18 protein-coding genes are annotated in these 19647 nt (G+C 39.2%); all 18 read right to left on the reverse strand.

Annotated features, from left to right (window positions below):
* Positions 1 to 8: 8 nt before the first annotated feature.
* The 18 genes from hflX to HMPREF9075_RS06500 all read right to left on the reverse strand — a co-directional run bounded on the left by hflX (position 9) and on the right by HMPREF9075_RS06500 (position 19514).
* Complete coding sequence (hflX, locus tag HMPREF9075_RS06425; protein WP_009415691.1) at positions 9 to 1220, reverse strand: GTPase HflX; 1212 nt, start codon at positions 1218 to 1220, stop codon at positions 9 to 11.
* Between the two features lie 41 nt (positions 1221 to 1261).
* Complete coding sequence (locus HMPREF9075_RS06430; RefSeq protein ID WP_009415692.1) at positions 1262 to 1717, reverse strand: hypothetical protein; 456 nt, start codon at positions 1715 to 1717, stop codon at positions 1262 to 1264.
* 36 nt (positions 1718 to 1753) lie between these two features.
* Positions 1754 to 2320 carry an aminoacyl-tRNA hydrolase gene (pth, locus tag HMPREF9075_RS06435; RefSeq protein WP_009415693.1) on the reverse strand — a complete coding sequence of 189 codons (567 nt, stop codon included), beginning with the start codon at positions 2318 to 2320 and terminating at the stop codon, positions 1754 to 1756.
* A 172-nt stretch (positions 2321 to 2492) separates the two neighbouring features.
* Positions 2493 to 2738: a chaperone modulator CbpM gene (locus HMPREF9075_RS06440; RefSeq protein ID WP_009415695.1), complete on the reverse strand. Its 246-nt coding sequence runs from the start codon at positions 2736 to 2738 to the stop codon at positions 2493 to 2495.
* A gap of 2 nt (positions 2739 to 2740) precedes the next feature.
* Positions 2741 to 3625: a DnaJ C-terminal domain-containing protein gene (locus tag HMPREF9075_RS06445; protein WP_009415696.1), complete on the reverse strand. Its 885-nt coding sequence runs from the start codon at positions 3623 to 3625 to the stop codon at positions 2741 to 2743.
* A gap of 177 nt (positions 3626 to 3802) precedes the next feature.
* Positions 3803 to 6514 (reverse strand): calcium-translocating P-type ATPase, PMCA-type, encoded by a 2712-nt coding sequence (locus HMPREF9075_RS06450; RefSeq protein WP_009415697.1) that lies wholly within the window; start codon positions 6512 to 6514, stop codon positions 3803 to 3805.
* A gap of 284 nt (positions 6515 to 6798) precedes the next feature.
* A complete protein-coding gene (locus HMPREF9075_RS06455; RefSeq protein WP_009415698.1) occupies positions 6799 to 8256 on the reverse strand; it encodes an ATP-binding protein in 1458 nt (485 codons plus the stop codon).
* Positions 8257 to 8503: 247 nt separating this feature from the next.
* A complete protein-coding gene (locus HMPREF9075_RS13855; protein ID WP_009415699.1) occupies positions 8504 to 8671 on the reverse strand; it encodes a hypothetical protein in 168 nt (55 codons plus the stop codon).
* A gap of 163 nt (positions 8672 to 8834) precedes the next feature.
* Positions 8835 to 10157, reverse strand: a complete 1323-nt coding sequence (locus HMPREF9075_RS06460) for a hypothetical protein (RefSeq protein WP_009415700.1) — start codon at positions 10155 to 10157, stop codon at positions 8835 to 8837.
* Between the two features lie 23 nt (positions 10158 to 10180).
* Positions 10181 to 10303 (reverse strand): hypothetical protein, encoded by a 123-nt coding sequence (locus HMPREF9075_RS14015; protein WP_009415701.1) that lies wholly within the window; start codon positions 10301 to 10303, stop codon positions 10181 to 10183.
* Positions 10304 to 10305: 2 nt separating this feature from the next.
* Complete coding sequence (locus HMPREF9075_RS06465; protein WP_009415702.1) at positions 10306 to 11322, reverse strand: virulence RhuM family protein; 1017 nt, start codon at positions 11320 to 11322, stop codon at positions 10306 to 10308.
* 9 nt (positions 11323 to 11331) lie between these two features.
* On the reverse strand, positions 11332 to 12879 hold the full coding sequence (locus tag HMPREF9075_RS06470) for a type I restriction-modification system subunit M (RefSeq protein WP_009415703.1): 1548 nt from the start codon (positions 12877 to 12879) through the stop codon (positions 11332 to 11334).
* Between the two features lie 171 nt (positions 12880 to 13050).
* A complete protein-coding gene (locus tag HMPREF9075_RS06475; RefSeq protein ID WP_009415704.1) occupies positions 13051 to 13455 on the reverse strand; it encodes a DoxX family protein in 405 nt (134 codons plus the stop codon).
* Between the two features lie 294 nt (positions 13456 to 13749).
* Entirely contained in the window at positions 13750 to 15213 is a 1464-nt protein-coding gene (gene pyk, locus HMPREF9075_RS06480; protein WP_009415705.1) for a pyruvate kinase, read from the reverse strand.
* Positions 15207 to 15650, reverse strand: a complete 444-nt coding sequence (locus HMPREF9075_RS06485; RefSeq protein WP_009415706.1) for an IPExxxVDY family protein — start codon at positions 15648 to 15650, stop codon at positions 15207 to 15209. The genes pyk and HMPREF9075_RS06485 overlap by 7 nt, the downstream gene beginning before the upstream one ends.
* 216 nt (positions 15651 to 15866) lie before the next feature.
* Positions 15867 to 17138 carry a nucleotide sugar dehydrogenase gene (locus HMPREF9075_RS06490; RefSeq protein ID WP_009415708.1) on the reverse strand — a complete coding sequence of 424 codons (1272 nt, stop codon included), beginning with the start codon at positions 17136 to 17138 and terminating at the stop codon, positions 15867 to 15869.
* 33 nt (positions 17139 to 17171) lie between these two features.
* Positions 17172 to 18446 (reverse strand): sigma-54-dependent Fis family transcriptional regulator, encoded by a 1275-nt coding sequence (locus tag HMPREF9075_RS06495; RefSeq protein ID WP_009415709.1) that lies wholly within the window; start codon positions 18444 to 18446, stop codon positions 17172 to 17174.
* A gap of 78 nt (positions 18447 to 18524) precedes the next feature.
* Complete coding sequence (locus HMPREF9075_RS06500) at positions 18525 to 19514, reverse strand: virulence RhuM family protein (protein ID WP_009415710.1); 990 nt, start codon at positions 19512 to 19514, stop codon at positions 18525 to 18527.
* Positions 19515 to 19647 lie beyond the last annotated feature (133 nt).

Raw genomic sequence — 19647 nt, forward strand, 5'->3', positions numbered from 1 at the left:
TTTTTAAGCTAAGAGCTAATTTCATCTATATCATATAAAAAATTGTTGTAGGGGAAGCGGGTGATATGTATTTCCTTCACTTTTTCATACACCACTTTGCGGAACTCCTCTAAGTTTTCCTTATTGAGTGCCGAAATAAAGAGAACATCACGCCCCATTTTCTGCATCCACGTATTTTTCCAGTCTTCGAGGGTGAAATGCTTGGCGGTGCGCTGGGTTGCTAAATCGTCTTCGGCTATTACTTCGTGAGTGTAGGCATCTATTTTATTGAAAACCATAATGGTAGGCTTGTTGGCACTCTCTATTTCAGCCAATATCTGGTTCACCGAATGTATATGATCTTCAAAGTTGGGGTGCGATATATCTACCACGTGCAGCAGCAAGTCGGCTTCGCGCACTTCATCAAGGGTACTTTTAAACGACTCAATGAGCTGGGTAGGCAGTTTGCGTATAAAGCCTACTGTATCCGAAAGCAAAAAAGGGAGGTTTTCAATCACTACTTTGCGCACGGTAGTATCTAAGGTAGCAAAGAGTTTGTTTTCGGCAAACACATCACTTTTGCTAATTACGTTCATCAAAGTAGATTTGCCCACATTGGTATAACCAATAAGGGCTACACGTACCAATGCCCCGCGGTTGCTGCGCTGGGTAGCCATCTGTTTATCAATAGCGCTGAGTTTCTTTTTCAGCAAGGCGATACGATCGCGCACAATACGGCGGTCGGTTTCTATTTCGGTTTCCCCAGGACCGCGCATCCCTATCCCCCCACGCTGGCGTTCTAAGTGCGTCCAAAGTCCTGTAAGGCGTGGCAAAAGGTATTCATATTGTGCGAGTTCCACCTGCGTACGCGAATAGCTGGTTTGGGCACGCTGTGCGAAAATATCCAAAATGAGCCCTGTACGGTCTAATATTTTTACTTTGAGTATGTGCTCTATGTTTTTCTGTTGGGCTGGTGTAAGCTCGTCATCAAAAATGACAGTGCCTACTTCGTTTTCTTCAACGTACTGCTGCACTTCCTCCATTTTACCTGTCCCTATAAAGGTTTTAGGATTGGGAACGTCCAATTTTTGGGTAAAACGCTTCAGCACCTCACCTCCTGCGGTGTAGGTGAGGAACTCCAACTCATCTAAGTATTCTTTAGATTTTTCTTCGGTTTGCTGCTGGTTGATAATCCCAACGAGCACTACTTTTTCGTAGTTTAAATTTATTTGTTCAATCACAATGTTTAGTTGTTAGTTTTTAGGTGCAGTCGGTATGGCAATTATAGTCCGCCGATGCGTACTAAGCTGCCGAGTAATACCATTGTTACGCCCAAAAGGGTTACGCAAATGATATGTACTGCCATTTCGGGCAACTTTTCTATGTGCCCTTTGCGGAGCTTGGGGAGTACGCGCGTTTGTGCCGAAATAGCAAAGCACACACTGGTGAGCAAACACAACAATTTCAGCGATACAACGCGCTCTACAGGATACTGAAAATGGAACCACGTGGTGGCAGTAGCTCCAAAATCATACGCCATTAGTATGCCTGTGATGACCAATACCAACAGTGAGGGCATACCGATGGGCTCGTAGGTGCGTTCAAAATTGCCAATATAGCTAAAATCACGGTGTTTTAGGGCTTTAGGCAAATAGCCTATAGCCAATACTAAGTGCCCTCCCACCCAAATGGTGGCTGCTATAAGGTGAAGTACTAAGAGAATGTGGTGTGTGTACATTGTTTAGTTAATTATTTAGTTATGAGTTGTTAATAGCTACTTATTATTAAAGGTATTCATTGTAATGGCGAGACCTGCTAAGCCGTAGGAAATTACGGCTTCGGCGCATTTTTCTATGCGTTCGGGCAAAGCTAACTTCTCTTCGTCAGTCCATTCACCCAGCACATAGTTTATTTGCTTCCCCTGCTCAAAATTGCTGCTGATACCAAAGCGCAACCTTGCATAATTGGTGGTATTTAGCTGAGCCTGAATATCTTTTAGCCCATTATGTCCGCCATCACTACCTTTGCCTTTCAGGCGCAATGTACCGAAAGCAATATTCAAATCATCGCATATCACCAATAAATTTTCTAAAGGAATATTTTCTTTTTCCATCCAATAGCGTACCGCCTTGCCACTGAGATTCATATAAGTGGAAGGTTTTAAGAGTATAAAAGTACGCCCCTTCACCTTTATTTCGGCAAGGTCGCCTAATTTTTGGGTGGTGAAAGTAGCGTTATGGTCTTTAGCTAATTTATCGGCTACTAAAAATCCTATATTATGACGCGTGAGTGCGTATTCTTCGCCTATATTGCCGAGACAGGCTATTAAATATTTTTTCATAATGCAAAGATACAAAATAATGTTTAATATACAAGTGTGAGCCGCATAGGCTTCACATACTCGGTTGCGCCAGCTCGCCGACTTTCCTTCGGTGCGAGCCGCACAGGCTTTTATTCTTCGCTCATCCTTCGCTCATCCTTCGCTAAACCTTCGCTGAGGGTATACAAAAAAATTAACGCTTAAGAGCTTCTATTTGTTCAAGCAAATGATGAATAATTTCTAAGCCAGCCATATTTACCTCTAAGTCATAATGCCAGTTCGTAAAACGCTCGAAGGCAGAAAGCTGGTCATAGTGCAAATAAGTAGTGTTATTAATTACCTCCGTTTGTATAAGTCCGCTTGATACGAGGTCGTTAAAAAATGAAACTTCTATATTGTACAAACGGATTATTTCTTCTTTTGATATTCTTTCTTCCATAACTATGAATTTTTAAGTTGTTCAAATAATGCCTTTTGTTTATCGGTGAGATTTTGGGGTAGCGTAACGTTGTAATGAACGAATAAATCACCAAAAGCACCTTCTTGCTTGTAAATGGGCATACCTTTACCTTTTAAACGTACCGTAGTGCCGTTTTGGGTTTCGGGTGCTACTTTCATTTTCACCTTGCCGCTAAGGGTTTCAATCTGCACTTCGCCACCGAGTACAGCTGTATAAAGGTCTATATTCACTGTGGTTTTTAGGTCATTCCCATCGCGCTCAAACTGACTATCGGGGGCTATGTGGAAGGTAATGTACAAATCGCCGTTAGGACCTCCGTTATACCCCTGATGCCCGTGTCCTTTTAGCTTTATTTGTAGCCCTTCATATACTCCTGCTGGTACTGTAATGCGTATATTCTGACCGTTTACCGAAAAAGTACGTTGTTGGCTAACAGCGACTTCCCGCAAAGAGAGTTGCATATCGGCATAAATATCTTGTCCTTTAAACTTGCGTGCTGCACTACCATACCCACGCCCGAAGCCTTCTGCACGACCGCCAAACATATCGCGGAAGAAATCGGAATAATCACCTTCCTGAAAGTCGCCTTGTGCAAAGCCTCCAAAACCACCTTGCGCTTGTTGTTGGGCTCTTTCATACTCTTCGCCGTGTTGCCAATGTTCGCCATATTTATCATATTTAGCACGGTTTTCGGGATCAGAAAGCACTTCGTTTGCCTCGTTAATTTCTTTAAATTTTTGTTCGGCATTCTTATCGTTGGGGTTCATATCTGGGTGATATTTGCGCGCCAACTTCCGATATGCTTTTTTGATTTCATCTTGAGTAGCTGTTTTGCTAACCTCTAATGTTTTATAGTAATCTATCATACGTTATTATTTTGAATCAATGCAAAAGTACAAAATAATTACCAACCTACAAATGTCTATAAGTCATAATTTTAGAAAATAAGTATCTCACAGGAATAAAATGAAAAAAAGAAAGGCTGTCCTTAAAAGTTTAAACTAAACTTTCCGGACAGCCTCTTAAATAACGATTAAATATAACTATTTACGCACTATCATTCGGAGGGCTTCGCCTACCCAAAGGACGGTGCTGGTGGCTCCTATAATAATGAGCCAATCAGTTATTTTTAAAGGGGTTACGCTAAACATTGCTCCTCCAAAGGTGGTAATCAATAGCTGCCCTACTATAATGGCTAAGGCTATCATTACAAAGCCTTTGCTATTGCCTATGCCTGCAAAAGCGCTCTTGCCTGTGCGATAGGCTTTGGCATTGAACATATTCCAAAACTGTAACATCACGAAGATTGAGAAGAATAGCGATAATTCATAGGCTGACAATCCGCTCTCAAAACTTCCGAAATGGAAGAAATGGGCGAAATAATCTATCACGCTGAACTGGGTGAGGCTGGTAATTTCCTCATTCTTAAAGTATTGTATAAAGCCGAAGAGCAACAATACGAAAAGTCCGCCAACGCCAAAAATGCCGTCTGCCATTGTTCTACTGATGATATTAGCCCTGCGCGAGCGAGGTTTATCACTCATCACGCGCTCACTTGGTGGTAATGAAGCTAATGCCAAAGCGGCAAAAGTATCCATTATCAAATTCACCCATAGCATTTGTGTAACGGTAAGCGGCGATTGTACCCCCAAAAACGCTCCAAAAAGTACAATGATACAAGCTGCCACGTTGATGGTCATCTGGAAGAGGATAAAACGCTGAATGTTAAGGTACAACGAGCGTCCCCACATTACGGCTTTGCCAATACTGCTGAAAGAGTTGTCTAAGATAGTAATGTCGCTAGCTTCTTTGGCTACCGAAGTACCATCACCCATCGAGAGCCCCACTTGGGCTGCTTTTAGGGCTGGAGCATCGTTGGTGCCATCGCCTGTTACGGCTACTACTTCGCCCCGCTGTTGTAGGAGATTTACCAAGCGGGCTTTATCTAACGGACGAGCACGCGAAATGACGCGTAGGTGTGTGATGCGTTTAGAGAGGTCGGTATCGCTCATTGCGGCAAATTCTGCGCCTGTGATGTGATTGATATCGGTGCAAGTGTCGTCCCAAAGTCCTATTTGTCGTGCTATTTCTTTGGCTGTACCTGGGGTATCGCCTGTAACGATTTTCACTTGTATGCCTGCGCCCATACATTCTTTGATAGCGGCTGGCACATCAGGACGAACAGGGTCGGAAATAGCGGTAATACCTACAAACTGCAAGCCTTCTACTACCAGCTTGCCATTCTCGGAAATCACTGCCTTGGGGTCATCAATCACCTTGTATGCAAAGCCAATGGTGCGCATCGCTTGCTGCTGATATTGTAGGAGTTTCGCCTCAAAGTCGGCTTGCGAAATTTGAGAATTGAACTTGCCTGCACTATGGCAGAAGGTCATTACTATTTCGGGGGCTCCTTTTACGTACAATACGCTCTTGCCCAAAACTACCGACTGTACTAAGGTAGCCATATACTTGCGTTCTGTAGAAAACGTAAGTTGCTGAAGCACTTCATTTTCCTCGCGTATAGGCAAGTAATTAATACCTTTGCCATACAACCAAAGCAATAGGGCGCCTTCAGTAGGATTTCCTAAGACATTCGGCTTGTCTTTATCAGTAAAATCTAAATAAGCGGTGGAATTGACTGCCATCATTTCGGCTACTAATGTATCATCGGTAGCGGGATTGAAGTAGGTTTCATAGATGGTCATTTGGTTTTGGGTGAGCGTACCCGTTTTGTCGGTACAAATAACGGTGGTTGCCCCCATTGTTTCGCAGGCGTGCATCTTGCGCACAAGGTTGTTGGTAGCCATCATACGGCGCATACTATAAGCCAAACTAAGGGTTACACTCATCGGAAGCCCTTCTGGCACAGCAACTACCACTACGGTAATGGCAATCATCACGGTATTGAGCATATAGCCGCCAAAGAGTACCCAGTCTATATGCTCAATGGTATTGGCGGGATTGGAGAAGAAAACAATAAACCTGCCCACAACTACTAAAGCGGCGATGGCATAGCTTATTTTGGTAATCAAGTCGGCTAAATTGTCTAACTGCTCATTCAAAGGTGTTTTTACCGAGTTGTCTATTTGTACGCCTTCAAACACCTTGCCGTATTCGGTAGCATCGCCTACTTTTTTCACCTCAAACACACAATGCCCGTCTACAATAGAAGTGCCTCGACAGATGTAGTTGGAAGGATAGGTAGCTTCTTGCTCAAATTCTTCAGGGTTTGTCGTTTTGTGCACCATCGGCTCTCCTGTAAGTGTCGACTCGTTGATATGCAACGATATAGCCTCCAACAGTTCACCATCGGCAGGGACTTCTTCACCGGTTTCGAGAAGGATAATATCGCCTACAACAATGTCTTTTTTAAGCACTTGCGTTACCCGTTCGTTGCGAATAACTTTGTAGTAAATATCGTCATTTACCTGATTGAGGATTTCAAATTGTTTATTAGCTTTTACCTCGAAGTAAAAAGCCACCCCCGTAGCCAAAAGCACAGCAAAAAGGATACCCACAGGCTCTAAGAAAGCGTGAATACCCTCGTGATGAACGATAAACTCATAGGTGGAAACGGCAAAAGAAAATACCAACGCTACCAATAGAATGATAATGATAGGGTCGGTAAATTTTTCAATAAACTGCTTCCACAGCGATTCTTTTTCGGCAGCAGTAAGAGTATTGTCGCCGTATTTTTTTCTATTTTCAAGGACTTGCGCCTCGGTAAGCCCCTTGTAATGATGTTTTTCAGACATAGATATTTTTTAATTTCTCAGGCAAAAGTAGTAATAATTTGCTAATTAGCTAATGTAGATGAGAAAATTACAACTCACCCCCTACACCTTTGTATTTCTCTACAAAAGCGGCTATGATAGTTGGTTTGTCGTCTGATGTAGTTTTGTGTTTTAGTAATAGTGTTGTAGGTCATTGTTAAAAACTTGCTTATTTAGGGGTAAAACTTGCTTATTTAAATTTTACTATTGATTTTCAGTGAGTTATAATTACATTTCTTCCTTGCTTAGCAAGGGGCAAAACTTGCTTATTCTTTCTTGAAGGTATATTTTGCATTCACATCACGCTGTTTTTCACTATGTCGTTCTATAATGTTTTGAGCGATAAATGCATTTAGATAAGAGCGTACAGAATTTTGATTAATCTTTGTATATTGTAGCAAATCAGAAAGTACAGCAGAGCCTTTTCTGAATAAATAGAGTAAAATAGCTTTTTGGGTTTCATTATATTCATTCCACTTCTCTTCAATAGCATTCATTAGTGCTTTTGAAATCGTTTTCTCGTGAGCACTTACCCTATTGCGCAAAGTGAGATATACATTGTTATTCTGCTCTCTATACTCTGGTTGGGCAAGCAATGACTTTTCCATAGATTGATAAATACGTGATACTCCCTCATTGAGCTGACGAACATACCCTAAGTCTTCTAACACTCTTGCTATACGTGGATTTCGAGCAAAACGTTCTGTTTTTATATTTTCAATCGTAACTTGTGCAGGGAGAGGACCACTATTACTAATCTCAAGTCGGTCATCAAAATGTTTGATATAAATTTCATTGCCCTGTAGATTATAGGAACGGTGGCAAAGAGCATTGACCACCCCTTCAAGCCAAGCCTCTTCGGGGTATTCAGGTACTTTTCTGAATTTTCCTATAGTAACATCTAAAAAATAATAATCTCGCAATGAGGTACGTAAAAAATAGGTAAGGTCATCAATAAGTCTTGGGATATTGTTTTCAAAACGTTGGTCTTTCACTACATTGTGCTCACTACCCACTTTTGCCTCTGTACCTTCATAACGTACATAGCGTACTGAGGCTGACGGAATATAACGCTCAGGCGAAGTAGAAAACAAAAGTATTGCCGATTTTTTAAATTGAAATTTCCCTTCTTTTTTAGCTAATAGATTTCGTTTGTAAAGCAAATCATATATCTCACCAGAAAAATTCACTTTTGCCTTGTAGGCAGCTAATAATTCTTGGTCTAAGTCATCAGTATCAAAGTCAGGAATAACCTCATCTTCGAAGCGTCGAATATTTTTATCATATTCAAGTTTTTTTATCTGCTCTTGGTTTAGTTCCCTGTTACTGTCGGCTATTCTTAGAAAAAATTTTTCATTATCTTTACGACAATATATACGCTCTACATCTTGTTCTACATGAAAGAGAAAGATTAGTTTTCCATCTATAAATACTTCTTCTAATACAATATTACAAGGAGGAATAATAAAATCAAAGACTAGTTTTCTATAGTCATCCAATTTGTCAGCAATAGTGTTGAGGTCTTGTATTTCTCCTTTATCACTTATTCCAAAAGCTAATACCCCTCCATCAGCATTGAGCATACCAATGAGCTCTTCCGCAATTTTGGTAGGTTTCGTATCCTTCTCTCCTAAGCCTTTCCTTTCAAAATATTGGTTTTCAAGCTGTTTTTCTAAGTATTGCTTGGTAATAATACTATTAATTTTTGATACTGGCTTATTCATAATTTTTCCTTGCTTATTGGTATAAAAAACTTGCTTATTTAAGGCTAAAACTTGCTTATTTAAATTTTACTATTGATTTTCAGTGAGTTATAATTACATTTCTTCCTTGCTTAACAAGGGGCAAAACTTGCTTAATAATTTTTATTCCTTAGAAAACGACAATAATTTCTCCCTATAATACTGGTATTGTTTTCTACCCATGCTGGCGCGAGCTTGCAGCTCGTGCCAAAAATTTCTATAATACTATCTATTTACATCTATTTCTAAAACAGCTCCTTCCATAGAGAGGGGAATTGACACGGAATATTTTTAGTTCTTGTGTAAGCCACACTGTCTCTCCCTCTACCCTTACATCTATCTGTACAGCACTATCTTCACGCTGATAAAGAATAACCTCTCCTTTTTGTGCTTCCATATTTATCCATTAATTTTTTAATATTGCTTGTATTGTAGTTGAGCACCTTGCAGGAGGAGGGCTATATAAGGGAATATTTTTAGTTCTTGTGTCATTGTTTTCTGGTATAATTGTCTTCACGTAAGCTTACAATAGTGTTTTTATATAAACATCTACTTCCTTTTTAATTTTTGTAGTGTGATGTTATCAATTTTATTATTTTATTTAACAGAGTTTTTGCTTCTATATCAACTTGATTTGATTTATTAATCATATTTGAAAAAGCAATAAAAATAAGAAAACTCTTTAGCACTGCATTATCAATAGCAACTGTTATCAAAGGTCTGTTATACTGTATCTGTATAAAGTTAGAAATAAATAAATATAATAGATAAATAAAATAAATAAAAAAGATTATATTGTTTTTTTCAATAACATACAAAGCTAATTCTTCTTGAAACTCTTCATACTTATGATTTCCCCAATTCTTTAATGGGCTAAATTCTTTTATTATCCATTGTATGTATTTTTCTCCATAAGTTCCTATGATAGAAGCTAAAGAGAGTGTAATAAAGACAGATGTTTCTATTGAAAGATTTATAGAAAACAAAAAAATTAAAGATAATACTATTAACATTGAAGGTATAATAGAAAAGAGTATTAAGAATAAGTAACTATAAAGGATAGTGAATGTTGGCTCTATAACAACAATTAATAGATAAGGGAAAGAAAGAATATTATCAATAATAGTTAGTATCTTATTTTTTTTATAGTGAATAATACCTTTAAACAACAAATAAGTAACAAGATATATTATAAAGAAATATATACATTTTGTAATTCCTAATTTTGCATATAGAAATGAACCAAGAAAAATCATTAAGAGTCCTATAATCAGAATTCCAAATATAATAATTAAAAGTTTTGCTCTTTCAGTTATTTTAGTACTAGACAGCCAGTTTATAAAACTTTTTATTTCTATAACTTTTTTACGATTAGAATTTGAACATTTTTGAGGTGTTTTTATAAACTCACAATAGGTACTTTTTTGATTATCTTTAGATGCATGATATTTTAATTCATACTCTAAGATGTCATTATTTGATAATAGTACTAACATATAAGTGCCTGTCACAACTCCATAAGTGCCTTTTGTTTCCTTATAAAATTTACGTCTTTTTTCATAAATATCTTTTCCTAACTTTCTTACATCATTATGTAATCGTAAAGTAACATTCTTATCCATCATATATTCTTCTATTTTTTCATTATATTTTAATGGATAAAAAGTCCAATATACAAAGATGATGGAGTATAGAAAGGGTAATATAATCAGAGAATAATAACTATTAAAATATAAGTATTCAAATAGTATAATTCCTATGAAAACCAATAATATTATAATGACTATTGCTGGATTCTCCATAGAGTCTTGCATATCATAACTGAAACAAAGATTTCCCTCTTTATTTTTCCAAGTTCTTATATTTCTATCTTGCTTATTCAATCTATTAATATGATTTTTGATTTTTATTGATATCTTTTTCTTATATTCATTCCTTTATTAGTATATTTCTTACAAGGTTTCCACACCACTTCAGTACCTTGTAGGAGGCGTTCTATATAAGGGAATATTTTTGGTTCTTGTGTCATTGTTATTTATGTTTTGTTTTCAATAGCTTAGCTGTGTTTTTCTCTAATGCTTTTAAACTCTCTAAATAAGATTGTTCTACAGGCGATAGTGTGCGTGCTTCATAAGCTCGGTATTCTTGTATTGCTTTCTGCTCCGCCTGTTCGTGGCTAACAGTGCCTGCTCCTTTCAATACTCCTTTACCATAATTGGCTGAAAACTTATCCAATTCATCTACCCAGTCTTGCATATACATAGGGCTTTGTGTTTGTGCTTTAAGCTCTGCCAAATCAAAGAAGGCAGAAACAAGACGGTTTAAGCGGAATAACTCTTCTTCTGTGAGGTAATTCTTCGCTATTTTAGCCTCATTCAGGGTAGGTAAAGCTCCTTTAAAAGTCGTAAGCCCCATAAAATCCTTAGTACTATCTGCTCTGCTATAGATCAGTTCAGCCGATGTTTGCTCGCTACAGGCATAATGCAATTTGTTTTGTACTATTTTAAAAAAAGTAAGCGTTATTTCACTTTTAGGATCGTAATCCCTACTGGTAGCATACAAGTCGAGCACTTGGCGGTACAGAGCTTTTTCACTTGAGCGGATATCTCGTATTCTATTGAGGAGTTCTTTCCAATAATTTCCGCCTCCATTGCCTTTTAGTCGCTCATCATCCATCGTAAAGCCTTTTACAATGTATTCTTTTAATCGTTCAGTAGCCCAAATGCGAAATTTAGTAGCAATCACACTTTTTATCCGGTAACCAACAGAGATAATCATATCTAAATTATAATAATCTAATTGTCGCCTAACTTCTCGGTTACCTTCTTTTTGAACTGTCAAGATTTTCTTGACAGTTGCTTCGGCTGAAAGTTCACCCTCTTCATATATATTCTGAATGTGTAAACTGATATTTTGCTTAGTAGTGTTAAAAAGCTCAGCCATCAATTGTTGTGTAAGCCACACCGTCTCGTCTTCTACCTTTACATCTATCTGTACAGCACCATCTTCACGCTGATAAAGAATAATCTCTCCTTTTTGTGCTTCCATATTTATCTATTAGTTTTCTATTTCTCTAATAATCTCCTCTATATCCGCCCTCAGCTCATTAATCCGCACTACGGTTTGCGCTACTTCAGCATTTAGCACCTTTATATCTATCACCTCGCGGGTGTCCTTCGCCTCTACGTATGAACTCACAGATAGGTTGTAATCATTTTCGGCTATCTGCTGGTTGTCTACCATCGCAGCGGTGTGAGGAACCGCCTCTTTGTCAGCAAAAATGCCAACGATATGCGCTATATGGTCATCAGTAAGTACGTTGTTATTAGTTTCTTTCTTAAAAAATTCCTCACCACTAGCATCTATAAATTGGGTATGGGTATCGGGTTTGTGTTTGGAAAGTACCAATATATTTACGGCAATGCTGGTGCCGTAGAAGAGGTTGGGCGGTAGGGCGATAACGGTTTCTACATAATTGTTGTCGATGAGGTATTTGCGGATTTTCTGCTCAGCACCTCCACGGTAAAAGATACCAGGGAAACACACAATAGCGGCGCGCCCCTTAGCCGAAAGGTAGCTGAGGGAATGCAATACAAAGGCAAAGTCGGCTTTAGATTTTGGAGCTAATACACCTGCGGGTGCAAAACGGTCATCGTTGATAAGGATAGGGTCGTCGCTGCCTATCCAGTTCACCGAATAAGGTGGATTAGAAACAATCGCATCAAAAGGTTTTTCATCGCCAAAGCAAGGGTTGATGAGGGTATCGCCTAAGGCAATATTGAATTTGTCGTAGTTGATATTGTGCAAGAACATATTCATACGCGCCAAGTTGTAGGTAGTATGATTGATTTCCTGCCCAAAGAAGCCTTCTTCTATTTGGTAGTCATCGAAGTGTTTTTTAGCTTGTAGTAGTAGAGAGCCCGACCCACAAGCAGGGTCGTAAATCTTGTTTACTGAAGATTGCCCCAACAATGCCAACTGCGCAATGAGTTTTGATACATTCTGAGGGGTAAAAAACTCCCCACCCGATTTGCCTGCGTTGGCAGCATAGTTGGAGATGAGGAACTCATAAGCATCGCCAAAGAGGTCGATTTGGTGGTTTTCGAAATCGCCAAAACTAAGTCCTGCTACTCCGTTTATTACCGCCGCAAGTCGTTTGTTTTTTTCCTCAACGGTATTGCCAAGGCGGTTGGAGGTAGTATCGAAGTCGGCAAAAAGACCTTTGATGTCCGCTTCGGAAGGGTAGCCATTGGCAGAACTTTCAATAGCCGAGAAGATAGCTGCTAAATCGGTATTGAGATTGGAATTGGTATTTGCATTTTTGGCTATATTCACAAAGAGCTGACTCGGGTAAATAAAATAGCCTTTAGTTTTAGTAGCATCGTCTTTTATTTCAGGAGTAATAGTATCATCGGGCAGCTCGGCGTACTGTACACTCTCATCACCACCTTCGATGAAATTAGTAAAATTCTCGCTGATAAAACGATAGAAAAGGGTACCCAATACAAATTGTTTAAAATCCCAACCATCTACAGCGCCACGTACATCATTGGCTATCTTCCAAATAGCGGCTTGTAATTCTTCTCGTTGTTTAGTACTGCTCATTATATTAGCTGTTTTTTAAATTTCTCAGGCAAAGATAATAATAATTTGCTAATTAGCTAATTTGTAGATGAGAAAATTACGGAAGTAACACTTTTTATTTATGATTTAAATCTACCAATAGCATTTTTTTGGCTATCAGCTGTTTTTGAGTTTTGGGTGTAGTGCAGTGCTTTAGTCCCAAGTGTTGCGATGTGAAAGACTGTATTTGCCTGCTCCTGTAAAGAATAGAGCCAATGCACCTAAAAAGAAAAGGGCGGATAGTTCTGGTGACCAATCACCGTACTCAGTGAGTGCTATAAGCTTATTGCTATAGGCTAAATAAAGAGTTACTAACCCATTGAGGAACATCACAAAGGCTGCAATACGTGCTCTATATCCTAATACTACTAATAAAGGGGCTACAATCTCACCTATAAATACACCATAAGCAATAAATATAGGTAACCCTTTGGCTTCTACAGTCTCTTTTATAAAACGAAAGGCGATAGGATGTATAACCTTGTGAAGCCCGTGTGGAATCATTAATAAGCCTATAGTAAGTCGCAAAATAAGTAATCCTAAATCTCTGTTTTTCATACTTTTAATTTTTATTTTATGAGAGTGAATGGTAATTGGCTACTAATGGAGTGTGATGCTACTGCATTTTTACAGTTTATTCATTAAAAGGGACTGTCCGAAAAGTTTTAAAAAGTATGATTGCGCCACACTCTTTGTCAAACTTTGAAAGTTTGACAAAGTTAATTGCTCTGATAATCAATCACTTTTATTCACATTGTAGGGGCGATTGGCAAATCGCCTTCACAAAACAAAACTTTTCGGACAGCCTCTGTGTGTTAATTTATTATCTTATTGATTAATTTATAATTACCTTTATCGTTTTTTCTTATCAAAACTTACGGCGCAAGAGTCGATTTCGGTAACGCGTAGGGTATTTACCATTCCTTTGCCTTGCATTGGCATTGATACGAGGTTGATCATTATGTCGCCCATATCTACATAGCCTTGTTCATTGGCTACGTGGTTGATATCTTCTATAACTTCATCGGTAGAGACAAAGCGGTCATAATAGAAAGTGGTTACACCCCACAATAGGTTTAGCTGGGTGAGTAATCGCTTATTAGAGGTAAATATCAAAATATGTGAGCTAGGGCGATATGACGAGATGCGGAATGCTGCATAGCCACTATTGGTGAGTGAGGTTATCACTTTGGCATTGGTATCGTTAGCCATTTTGGCTGCGTGAAAGCAAATGGTGTTGGTAATATAGCGCAAAGAGCGTATAAAAGGAGTAACGAGTGGTACTTTGATAATATCAGAATCTTCTACACTACGAATAATGCGGCTCATTTGCTCTATTACTTGTACAGGGTATTTACCCACAGAAGTTTCGCCCGAAAGCATTACCGCATCGGCACCGTCAAGGACAGAGTTTCCTACGTCATTCACTTCGGCACGGGTGGGGGTTAGGCTGTTTATCATCGATTCCATCATCTGGGTAGCGATAATTACAGGTATATGGTGTGCTTTGGCTTTGTGTACTAACTCTTTTTGGATAAGAGGTACTTCTTCGGCAGGGATTTCTACACCAAGGTCGCCACGAGCTACCATTATACCATCGCAGGCTGCCATAATTTTATCTATATTTTTTAGAGCTTCTGGTTTTTCAATTTTGGCAATAATAGGTATTTTGTGCCCTGCGTTTTCCTCGATAAGGTCTTTAAGGTCTTGAATATCTTCGGGGTGGCGTACAAATGAGAGTGCAAACCAATCTACTTCTTGAGTGATAGCAAATAGAGCATCGCGTATATCTTTTTCGGTAAGGGCAGGTAGTGATACTTTGGTATTGGGGAGGTTTACCCCTTTTTTAGAGCTGAAAGGACCTCCTTGTATTACGACAGCTTCTACTTCGTTTTCTCCGTTTGATGATAATACCTCGAAGATAAGTTTACCGTCATCTAACAAGATGCGTTCTCCTGGGCGTACATCGGCAGGGAATTTTTCGTAGTTCATATAAGCGCGCTCTTTGTTGCCTACGAAAGGTTCACCTGTTACAAAAGTAACTTTATCTCCTGGTGTTACTACGGTACCTTCTTCCATTACGCCTACGCGTAATTTAGGACCTTGCAGGTCGGCAAGGATAGCGGTATGGAAGCCGTTTTCTTGGTTGATACGGCGTATCATCTCTATGCGTTCTCGCACATCGTCATAGTCGGCGTGAGAGAAGTTGATACGGAATACATTTACTCCCGCAATCATCATATTTTTGATAACTTCGGGGTCAGCGGTAGCAGGACCTAAGGTAGCTACTATTTTGGTTTTTTTACTATTTAGCATTCTTGAAATATGTAATTATGTTTTAAATTCAGTTTATTAGGGTCTATAATTTTGCATTTTAGGGGCATTAGTTGCTGCATTATGGTGTTAGCATTGCATAAGTCGGTATCGAGGGTGTCTATTTTTAAGAAATAATCTATTGTTTTATACTTATCTATGAGGTATTCTATACCGAATAGCTGGTTGGGGGTGCCTTCTATGAGCATTTTATTGCTTATGCAGTGCCATTTTAGGTCGGTAGCAGGGTCTTGCCAAGTGTAATAAGAGTGGTATTGGTGGTTTGTAGCTATTAGAGGTTCATAGTCTTTATGTTTTGCTAATTGAATATGTAGTTTTTGGTTTAGTTTATAGGCGAGCTTATAGTCGGGCAAGGGGGTTTCTATACCGATGAGCTGGTAGTTGATAAGTTCGTTTTTATTCAATTTTAGCAGAGCCATAGTGTGTAGTTGTTTTCGGGGGCAAAGATACGAAATAATGTTTAAATATCAATGATTAATGTTAATGATTAAAAAAAAGATTGGCACGGTTTTTGAGCTTCTTCTTGAAGAATGTAATATCTTTCTAAATAAAATAGGAGGAATATTTCTTCAGAAATCGCTATTATTTATATACTAAAAGAGGCGTGTAGTTGTGAAACTGCACGCCTCGTCGTTTTATAGCCTATAAGTTTTTGGGCTAAGGGGTAGTATTCCTTTTACGTCATAAATAATACCTTCAGGCTTGATATACTGATTAATATCTATAGATAACATCTCGTTATGGGCTACGCATAGTACTGCAACATCGTTGTTTTTGGGCAGCTTATTCATATCGGTAATGAGGGTGATGCCGTATTCTTCTTGTACAGTTTCTGCATTGGCGTGAGGGTCGTAGATAGTAATATTATGTGTAAAACTTTCCAGACTATGATATAAGTCTATTACTTTGGTATTGCGAATATCGGGACAATTTTCTTTAAAAGTAAATCCTAAGAGAAGTATCCTACTGTCTTTCACCTTAATACCAAGCGTGCATAATTTATTTACAATTTGATGTACTATATACCCTCCCATACTATCGTTGGTTTTTCGGGCTTCCATCATCAGGCGTGGTGATAAGCCGTGTAGTTTGGCTTTTTGTATGAGGTAGTAGGGGTCTACGCCTATGCAGTGTCCTCCTACTAATCCTGGGCGAAAAGGCAGGAAGTTCCATTTGCTGGCAGCAGCATTGATAACCGATTGGGTATCTATATTCAAGAGGTTACATATTTGTGCAATTTCATTCATAAAGGCGATATTCACATCGCGTTGGGCATTTTCTATTACTTTGGCAGCTTCGGCTACTTTGATGCTCTCGGCAGGGTAAGTGCCTCCTGTGAGAACGCTGTTGTAGAGGGCATCTATTTCGGCAGCAATGGCAGGGGTAGAGCCAGAGGTTATTTTTTTGATGTTTTCTACTGTGTGCTGCTTGTCGGACGGGTTTACGCGTTCGGGTGAATAGCCTACAAAAAAATCGCTATTGAAGGTAAGTTTTGCTGTCTGTTCTAATATAGGCACGCATACCTCTTCGGTAACCCCAGGGTAGACGGTAGATTCATAGATAACAATATCACCTTGCTTGAGCAGTGTGCCTACGGTTTTGCTTGCTTTGCGTAGTGCCGTAAGGTCGGGTTGCTGATAAAGGTCTATGGGTGTGGGGACTGCTACGATATATACATTGCAGTCTTTCAGTGCATTGGGGTCATTAGTGCATTGCAGGTATGTATTTAGGCGTGCTTGTATCACCTCTGTATCGATTTCATTGGTGATATCTATTCCCTCGCGCAGCTGCGCTATGCGTTTTTCTTGTGGGTCGTAACCTATGGTGGGGTATTTTTTGGCAAAGAGGCAGGCTAAGGGGAATCCTACATAGCCAAGCCCTATGATGCCTATTTTGTATGATTTCATAATAATTTGCTGATAAATCAATTAGCAAATAGGCTAATTGTCTAAATTGTATTGTTTTATTTTGCGATAGAGTGTGCGCTCGGAAATGCCGAGTTCTTTGGCAGTTTCGCGTCTTTTGCCTTCGTTGTGCTCTAAGGCTTTTTTAATCATTTCTTTTTCTTGTTGTTGTAACGAAAAGCGTTCTTCTTCAGTAGCTTCTTCGTAAGTATAAGTATCTTCTACGGGGTGGATAGTGGTATTTTCATTGGTTTTCACAGGGATAAGGGTATAGGGTGTGGTATTTTCGGGATAATGTGTGGGGACTGGGGTTTCTGGAGTTTTACCATAGATGCGGTGTATAAGCGTTTGGTTATCTTCCTGCACTTTGGTTGAATTTCCGTTTTTGAGGAGCTCAAGGGTGAGTTTTTTCAGGTCGTTGAGGTCGTTTTTCATATCAAAAAGGACTTTATAGAGGAGTTCTCGCTCGTTGCTAAAGTCGTTTTCGTTACGATTATTTTGGGGTATTACGGTGGGGAGAGTGCTGGTGGGGGTGGGCAGGTAGGTTTGCAGTACGGGGGCTGTGATGTCTCGTTGCTGTTCTAATACAGATATTTGTTCGGCTACGTTGCGCAGCTGGCGTATGTTACCGCTCCATCGGTAGTTGGTGAGGAGGGATACAGCATCGGGGGTGAGCTTGATGGCGGGCATTTTGTATTTGCTGGCAAAATCGGAAGCAAATTTGCGGAACAGCAGGTGAATATCGTCTTTTCGTTCGCGCAAGGGGGGTAGGTGTATTTCAACCGTACTGAGACGGTAATAGAGGTCTTCGCGGAATTGTCCTTTTTTGATAGCATCTTGCATTTTTACGTTGGTAGCCGCTACGATGCGTACGTTGGTTTTTTGTACTACTGAAGAGCCTACTTTCATAAATTCGCCATTTTCGAGGATGCGCAAGAGCCGTACTTGGGTGGTGAGGGGTAGTTCGCCTACTTCATCGAGGAAGATAGTGCCTCCATCGGCTTCTTCAAAATAGCCATTACGGGTGGCAGTAGCTCCTGTGAAAGCTCCTTTTTCGTGCCCGAAGAGTTCGGAATCTATCGTTCCTTCGGGGATAGCACCGCAGTTTACGGCGATGTATCTTCCGTGTTTTCGGTTGGATAGGGTATGTATGATGCGGGGGATACTTTCTTTTCCTACACCACTTTCGCCCGTTACGAGAACGGAAATGTCGGTAGGGGCTACTTGTATAGCTTTTTCTATGGCGCGGTTCAGCATGGGGTCGTTGCCGATGATGCTAAATCGTTGTTTTATGGCTTGGATATTTTCCATTTTTCTGTAGGTATCAAAATTGTGGTGTGCAAAGATACGAAATAATGTTTAGAGGCTATTTATTATTTTCATCTATTGCTAATTATTAATTCTTTTTTCTAAAGATTTTAGGGTTTTTAAATAGTCCTCCTCTACCATTGATAAGGTTTTTACTTGGTATTTTTTAAATTCGGTAGTGGCTTTTTCAATAGCTTTTTGATGACTTACACGCCCTGCATCTTGTAGTATTTTTTCTCCTGTAGCCGATAAGATATTGTCTAATTGTTTGATATAATCTGCCATATACATAGCTTTTCGTTTCATTGCTTGTATTTCGGCAAAATCAAAATATCCTGAAACTAAATTGTTAAGCACTTTTAGTTCTTCTTCGGTGAGGTAATTTTTAGCAATTACTACTTCTTTTAGTGAAGGATGATCGCCTGCAAAAACGGTAAGTCCCATAAAAGGTTTATCGCTATCAGCACGCTCATAGATTACTTCTGCAGCGGTATGCCCGTGTGCTGCATAGTGCAATTTGTTTTGTACAATTTTAAAGAATGTGATAGATTCGGGGGTGCGAGGGTCATAATCTACGCTAGTGGCATACAAATCGAGCACTTGCCTATACAATACTTTTTCAGAAGAACGAATATCGCGAATGCGATTTAAAAGTTCGTACCAATAGTTACCCCCTGCATTTTGTTTCAAACGATTATCATCAATTACAAAACCTTTTATGATGTACTCTTTGATGCGTTGGGTAGCCCAAATTCTGAATTTAGTAGCTATATGGCTCTTAATGCGATAGCCTAAAGAGATAATCAAATCGAGATTGTAGTAAGCTGTGTTATAATTTTTGCCATCAGCGGCAGTTGTTCGGAATTTCCGAACAACTGCCATTTCCTCTAATTCTCCTTCTTCAAAAATATGCTTAATATGCTCGCTTACATTAGCTTTACTAGATTGATAAAGGGTTACCAACTGTGCTTGTGTAAGCCAAACGTTTTCGTTTTCAAGGCGTACTTCTATTTGGGTTGCCCCCTTTTCATCTTGATAGAGAAGCAACTCTCCTTGTGATGTTTCTTCCATAGTATGGTGTTGTTAGTGTCAGTCCGCAAAAATACGAAATAATGTTTAATTTTTAATGATTAGGGTATATATTCGTCACATACTCGGCTGCGCCTGCTCACTGTCATATCCTGAAATAGGTTTACACTAAAAA

This window comes from Capnocytophaga sp. oral taxon 332 str. F0381, from assembly GCF_000318275.2.
GTDB lineage: Bacteria > Bacteroidota > Bacteroidia > Flavobacteriales > Flavobacteriaceae > Capnocytophaga > Capnocytophaga bilenii.